The organism is Pseudomonas parakoreensis (assembly GCF_021602155.1).
GTDB classification, from domain to species: domain Bacteria; phylum Pseudomonadota; class Gammaproteobacteria; order Pseudomonadales; family Pseudomonadaceae; genus Aquipseudomonas; species Aquipseudomonas parakoreensis.
The window spans coordinates 127,554-134,069 of the sequence record NZ_BQHY01000015.1; the positions used below are offsets into that span (position 1 = coordinate 127,554).

Sequence of the window (6,516 nt, forward strand, 5' to 3'; positions counted from 1 at the left end):
CTGATCCACCGTTATCGCTGGCAAGCCAGCTCCCACAAATTTTTGCAGTGTCTGGAAGGGATCGTTACTTTTTCGCGACAATCACCGCCCGCATCGGTGCCGGCAAGCCTTCGATGGTCTTGCTGTGATCTTCGGGATCGAGGAAGTCGCTCAGCGACTGGTACTTCATCCACTCTGTGCCGCGCTGTTCTTCAACCGTCGTGGTGCTGACGTCCACGCAGCGGATGTCGGTGAAGCCTGCCCGGCGCAACCACAATTCCAGCGCCGGCACCGACGGCAGGAACCACACGTTGCGCATCTGTGCGTAGCGATCTTCCGGCACCAGCACCTGATGCTTGTCGCCTTCAACCACCAGCGTTTCCAGCACCAGTTCACCGCCCTTGACCAGGCAATCCTTCAGCGCCAGCAAATGCTCGATCGGCGAACGACGGTGGTAGAACACGCCCATGGAAAACACCGTGTCGAAGCCTTCCAGGTTCGGCGGCAGGTCTTCGAACGGAAACGGCAGGTGCCAGGCATTCGGTTCCGACAGGTAGCGTTGCACGGCCTGGAACTGGCAGAAGAACAACCAGTTCGGGTCGACGCCGATCACGCTGTCGGCGCCGGCGCCAAGCATGCGCCACATGTAGTAGCCGTTGCCGCAACCAACGTCGAGGATGCGTTTGCCCTTCAGGTCCAGATGCGGGGCGACCCGCGACCACTTCCAGTCCGAGCGCCATTCGGTGTCGACGTGCACGCCGAACAGATCGAACGGACCTTTGCGCCACGGCGACAGGCCCATCAGTGCGGTGCGCATCCGGGCGCGGGTTTCGGCGTCGCAATCGGTGTCGAGTTTCAGGCCGTTGACCAGATCGACTTCAGTCGGCTCAAGTTCCGGCAATGCGTCCAGCGCACTCTGCCAGCGCTCCAGATCGCCGTGACCTTTCTCCATTTTCTTGTCGAGCTGCACTTGCAGGGTGTTGGCCCAGTCGGCCAGCGGTGTGCCGGCCAAACGGCGGGCGAGGGGGGACAGATCAATCATGGCAAGGCAATCAACGAGGCAAAGTTAAGACACTGGAACCACGGCACGACTTTCGAGAACCCGGCGGCCAGCAGGCGTTCGCGGTGTTCTTCGAGGCTGTCGGGCTTCATGACGTTTTCGATGGCGCTGCGCTTCTGGGCGATTTCCAGTTCGCTGTAGCCGTTGGCACGTTTGAACGCGACATGCAGGTCGGTCAGCAGCGCGTGTTCTTCGGCATCGTTGAAGCGCAGTTTTTCCGACAGAATCAACGCGCCGCCGGGCAGCAGCGATTGACGGATGCGCGACAGCAACGCGGTACGCTGCTCGGGCGCAATGAATTGAAGGGTGAAGTTCAGCGCCACCACCGAAGCCGGTTTGAATTCGAGGGCGAGAATGTCGCCTTCGATCACCTCGACCGGCAGCAATTCCTGGAACATCGAATCCTGACCATTGAGGTATTCGCGGCAACGCTCGACCATCGCTGCCGAGTTATCCACCGCGATCACCCGGCAACCGTCGGTGCGCACGTGACGGCGCAGCGCTTGAGTGACGGCGCCGAGCGAGGCTCCCAAGTCATACAGCACGCTGTTTGGTTGGGCGAATTGCGCCGCGAGCACGCCGAGGTTTTCGACGATGGTCGGGTAACCTGGTACCGAGCGCTTGATCATGTCCGGGAACACCCGCACCACGTCCTCGTTGAAGGCGAAGTCAGGCACCTGGGCCATCGGGTGGGCGAAAATGCGATCGGGTTCTTTGCTCACGGCGGTTCCGGCGGTGTCGATGAAAAGGCCGGCATTTTAGCCAAAGTGGCGCTGGGATGCTTGGGTTGTCCGACGTGGCGAGGGGATTTATCCCCGATGGGCTGCGAAGCAGCCCCAAAACCTGTGGCTGCGGTCTGTCTGACATAACTCAATGACACTTTCGGGGCCGCTGCGCAGCCCATCGGGGATAAATCCCCTCACTACAAAATTAGCGGTGTTTCACGGAAAACGCCGAAGCGGCGATCCCCCACTGCCCCAGCCAGTAACTGAGGATGATCACGTACGGCGCCGCGTGGAATGGCGATACGAAACGATCAATACCAATCACACTGTCTGAAAACACGAACGCCAGCGCTCCCGCCGCCGCCAGCAGCGCCGAGCGCTTGGGCACGTCGGTGCCGAGGCGGGCAAGGGCGCGCCAGAGCATGGCGCTGATCGCGGTGCCATAGACGACCACCGGCACCAGCAATGGCCCAAGACCGCTGGAAATCAGCATCCCCAGCAGCACTGCGCCCACGCCGAGCGCCAGCACCAGTGGCAACAGCGCCAGTCGTTTGCAATCGCTGAGGTAAGCCTTGAGGTACGCCAGATGCGCCATCAGAAACGCACCCAGGCCAAACACAAACAAATCCCCCGGCCACGCCAGCAACACGTCACCGAGCACAGAAAAAATCAGCCCGAGGCTGATCCAGCGCCGATAGTCGCTGGGTGGTGCATCGTGCAGCCAGCCGAGCAGCGCCAGCACCGGCAACGGTTTGACCAACAGGCACAGCAGCGCCGCATGGGTGCTGACGCCGTAGAGAAATGTCGCCGCGCCCATCAGCGCCAGAATCAGCCAGCCCACGATCAGTTCACCGAAATCGCGCAGTCGAAGGTTTCTGCCGGCTCGACTTCCGGTTCCCAAGGTTGCTGCGAGGTCAGGCGCAGGCGCCCGGTGCCGGTGGCGAAGGCCTGAAAGCGCCAGGTGGAGAATCCGCCCGCACCGACCATCCCCGAGTCTTTCGGACTGCTGTAGACCTCGGGGCTGAGCGCGCGCAGCACACCACCCGCCGAGTCCTGAATCGCCCAACGGTAACCGGTGGTGGGATTGCTCGGCAGCATCACAGTCAGGTGTTGTCCGTTGGTGAGACGCACGGGGCATTCGCTCTGTTTTTCCACGGTCACGTTCTGTTTCGGTTGCGTGGCGCAGGCCGCCAGCAGAGAAAGGGCGAGGGGGATAAACAGGCGAGTGGGGGACATAGGCTCAGTGGCTCCGGCGTTGACGACGAACGGCGAGCATAACTGAAGATGAGACAAAGTGTGACAGTCGGGCAGTCCAGTGTTATCAGAACTGACGCCATCGCTGGCAAGCCAGCTCCCACAGGGATTGTGGTGAACACAGGATTTGTGAACACCTCGAACACTGTGGGAGCTGGCTTGCCAGCGATAGCGTCAGGTCAGGCGCTAACGCTCTGTCAGAACAGCACTTTCGCCACATCTGCAAAGCGCTTGGCGAAGTGCACGGTAAGCCCTTCCTTCAGATAATCCGGCAATTCCTCGAAGTTGCCCCGGTTCGGCTCCGGCAGGATCAGTTCGAAGATCTTCTGCCGCCGCGCCGCGATGACCTTTTCACGCACCCCGCCAATCGGCAGCACGTGCCCGGTGAGCGTCAGTTCACCGGTCATCGCCACGCCTTTTTTCGGCGGCTGATTGCGGGCGAGCGAGAGCAGGGCGCTGGCCATGGTCACGCCGGCGCTCGGGCCGTCCTTTGGTGTGGCGCCTTCCGGCACATGCAGGTGGACGAAGGCTTCGTCGAAGAATTTCGGATCGCCGCCGAACGACTTCAGGTGCGAGCTGACGTAGCTGTAGGCGATTTCCGCCGACTCTTTCATTACATCGCCCAATTGCCCGGTGAGTTTGAAACCGCGATTGAGCGTGTGAATGCGTGTGGCTTCGATCGGCAGGGTGGCGCCGCCCATGCTGGTCCAGGCCAGACCGGTGATCACACCGGTGCCGGACAGCACTTGTTCGTTGCGGAACACGGGATGACCCAGCGAGGCTTCGAGGTCTTTCGGCCCGAGCTTGATCACCGCTTTCGGGTCCTCAATCAGCTTCATCACCGCTTTGCGTACCAGTTTGCCCATCTGTTTTTCCAGTTGGCGCACCCCGGCCTCCCGGGCGTAACCGTCGATCAAGGCTTTGAGCGCGCTGTCGCTGATGCTCAGGCTGCCTTTGGACACGCCGGCCTTTTCCAGCAGCTTCGGCCACAGGTGGCGCTTGGCGATGGCGACTTTTTCTTCGGTGATGTAGCCCGACAGGCGAATCACTTCCATGCGGTCCAGCAACGGCCCGGGGATCGAATCCAGGGTGTTGGCGGTGCACACGAACAGGACTTTCGACAGGTCCATGCGCAGGTCAAGGTAGTGGTCGAGGAATTCGACGTTCTGTTCCGGGTCGAGGGTTTCCAGCAGCGCCGAGGCCGGGTCGCCCTGGTAGCTCTGGCCCATTTTGTCGATCTCGTCGAGCATGATCACCGGGTTCATCACTTCGACGTCTTTCAGCGCCTGCACCAGTTTGCCCGGCTGCGCGCCGATGTAGGTGCGGCGGTGGCCCTTGATCTCGGCTTCGTCACGCATGCCGCCGAGGCTGAAGCGGTAGAACGGTCGGCCGAGGGATTCGGCGATGGATTTGCCGACGCTGGTTTTACCCACGCCCGGCGGGCCGACCAGCAGCACGATCGAGCCACTGATTTCGCCTTTGTACGCACCGACGGCGAGGAATTCGAGGATGCGGTCCTTGATGTCGTCGAGGCCGGCGTGGTGTTTATCGAGCACCTTGCGCGCGTGTTTGAGGTCGAGTTTGTCCTCGCCGTACACGCCCCACGGCACCGACGTTGCCCAGTCGAGGTAGTTGCGGGTGACCGCGTATTCCGGCGATCCGGTTTCGAGGATCGACAGTTTGTTCATTTCTTCTTCAAGGCGCTTTTGCACCTGCGCCGGCAGGACTTTGCCTTCCAGGCGTTGTTCGAACTGTTCAAGGTCGGCGCTGCGGTCGTCCTTGGTCAGGCCGAGTTCCTGCTGGATCACCTTGAGTTGTTCTTTGAGGAAAAACTCGCGCTGGTGCTCGCCGATCTTGCGGTTAACTTCCGCCGAGATCTCTTTCTGCAGGCGCGCGACTTCGACTTCCTTGCGCAGCATCGGCAGGACTTTTTCCATGCGCTTGAGCATCGGCACGCAGTCGAGCACTTCCTGCAGCTCATTGCCTGTCGCCGACGTGAGGGCGGCGGCGAAGTCGGTCAGCGGCGACGGATCGTTGGGGCTGAAGCGATTGAGGTAGTTCTTCAGCTCTTCGCTGTACAGCGGGTTGAGCGGCAGCAGCTCCTTGATCGCGTTGATCAGCGCCATGCCGTAGGCCTTGACCTCGTCGGTCGGCTCGGTGGGCTGGTGCGGGTATTCGACTTCAACGAGATACGGCGGGCGGTGGTGCTTGAGCCAGGTCTTGATGCGCACGCGGCTCAGGCCCTGGGCGACGAATTGCAGCTTGCCGTTTTCACGGCTGGCGTGATGGACCTTGACCAGCGTGCCGTATTCGGGGAGTGCGCCGGTGTTGAAGTGGCGCGGGTCTTCCTGGGGCGTGTCCATGAAGAACAGGGCCAGGGAGTGGTGCTCGGATTTGCTGACCAGATCGAGGGTTTCGGCCCAGGGTTCTTCGTTGACGATGACCGGCAGCACTTGGGCCGGGAAGAACGGGCGGTTGTGGATCGGGATGACGTAGACCTTGTCCGGCAGGTTCTGGCCGGGCAGGGCCAGGCCTTTGCCGGAGGAGGTGTGTTCGATGTGTTCGGCTTCGGTGTAGTCGTCGGGGTTGTCCGGGAATTCTTGCTGGTCGCTCATGGGGCACCTGCGCAATGGGGTATGGGTCTTAGATGGGGCAGGCTTGGGGTGGTTTCAATGGGGGGCGGTGTTTCTGCTTGTGTGTTCAGGGTTTTGACAGGCGTCACGCTTTGGACTTGGCGGCCTATGGGCCGACCAGGTTCTTGGGGTTTTGGGGGTATATCCGTTTTTGGGGTGTGGCGGCTGGCGGTTTCGCCCTTACGGCGAGTCACCTTTTCCAAACGCCGAAAAGGTAACCGAAAAGGCTTGCTCCTGCGTTCGGCCCGCTCGCTGGGGCTCGGGGTCCCTTCGCTGCGGGATCGATCCGGGCGCAGCGCCTACGGTTTGCTTCGCTGCACCTCCTCTCGCTGTGTTTGGCTGCGCCAAACGGTCGCTGCGCTCCCACGCCCGGATCAATCCCTCCGCTCAGCCTTCCGATGTCGCCCGTGGATCAAGATCAAGAGCTGCAGCCGAGCTAACGCTCATCCTGTTGAGTGGGGCGGCATGCGCCGCGTGCGGGTTGTACTTAATTTTCCCTGTAGGAGCTGCCGCAGGCTGCGATCTTTTGATCTTGATTTTGTGGGAGCTGGCTTGCCAGCGATGGCGGCCTGACAGCCGGCCATGTTCTGGCGGAATGCACTCAATTTACCTGTGGGAGATCAAGAGCGGTACTCGAGCTTGCGCTCATTGTTTTGAGTGGGGCGGCTGCGCCGCATGGGGCATTCACAATCAAAACTGTGGGAGCTGGCTTGCCAGCGATGGCGGCCTGACAGCCGACCATGTTCTGGCGGAATGCACTCAATTTACCTGTGGGAGATCAAGAGCGGTACTCGAGCTTGCGCTCATTGTTTTGAGTGGGGCGGCTGCGCCGCATGGGGCATTCACAATCAAAACTGTGGGAGCT

Annotated in this window: 5 protein-coding genes; all 5 read right to left on the reverse strand. The window is 61.2% G+C overall.

All coding sequences use genetic code 11. The features are described from left to right. Nucleotides 1-64 precede the first annotated feature (64 nt). Entirely contained in the window at nt 65-1,021 is a 957-nt protein-coding gene (gene cmoB / locus L6D63_RS22170) for a tRNA 5-methoxyuridine(34)/uridine 5-oxyacetic acid(34) synthase CmoB (protein WP_047296317.1), read from the reverse strand. Then, nucleotides 1,018-1,725 carry a carboxy-S-adenosyl-L-methionine synthase CmoA gene (cmoA, locus tag L6D63_RS22175; protein ID WP_219737930.1) on the reverse strand — a complete coding sequence of 236 codons (708 nt, stop codon included), beginning with the start codon at nt 1,723-1,725 and terminating at the stop codon, nt 1,018-1,020. The genes cmoB and cmoA overlap by 4 nt, the downstream gene beginning before the upstream one ends. 244 nt (nt 1,726-1,969) lie before the next feature. Then, on the reverse strand, nt 1,970-2,605 hold the full coding sequence (locus L6D63_RS22180) for a lysoplasmalogenase (protein ID WP_236170390.1): 636 nt from the start codon (nt 2,603-2,605) through the stop codon (nt 1,970-1,972). 2 nt (nt 2,606-2,607) lie between these two features. Beyond that, the gene (locus L6D63_RS22185) at nt 2,608-3,000 is read right to left on the reverse strand and encodes a protease inhibitor I42 family protein (RefSeq protein ID WP_047296311.1); all 393 of its coding nucleotides are present in this window, start codon (nt 2,998-3,000) and stop codon (nt 2,608-2,610) included. A gap of 215 nt (nt 3,001-3,215) precedes the next feature. Beyond that, on the reverse strand, nt 3,216-5,633 hold the full coding sequence (gene lon, locus L6D63_RS22190; RefSeq protein WP_095668384.1) for an endopeptidase La: 2,418 nt from the start codon (nt 5,631-5,633) through the stop codon (nt 3,216-3,218). Nucleotides 5,634-6,516 lie beyond the last annotated feature (883 nt).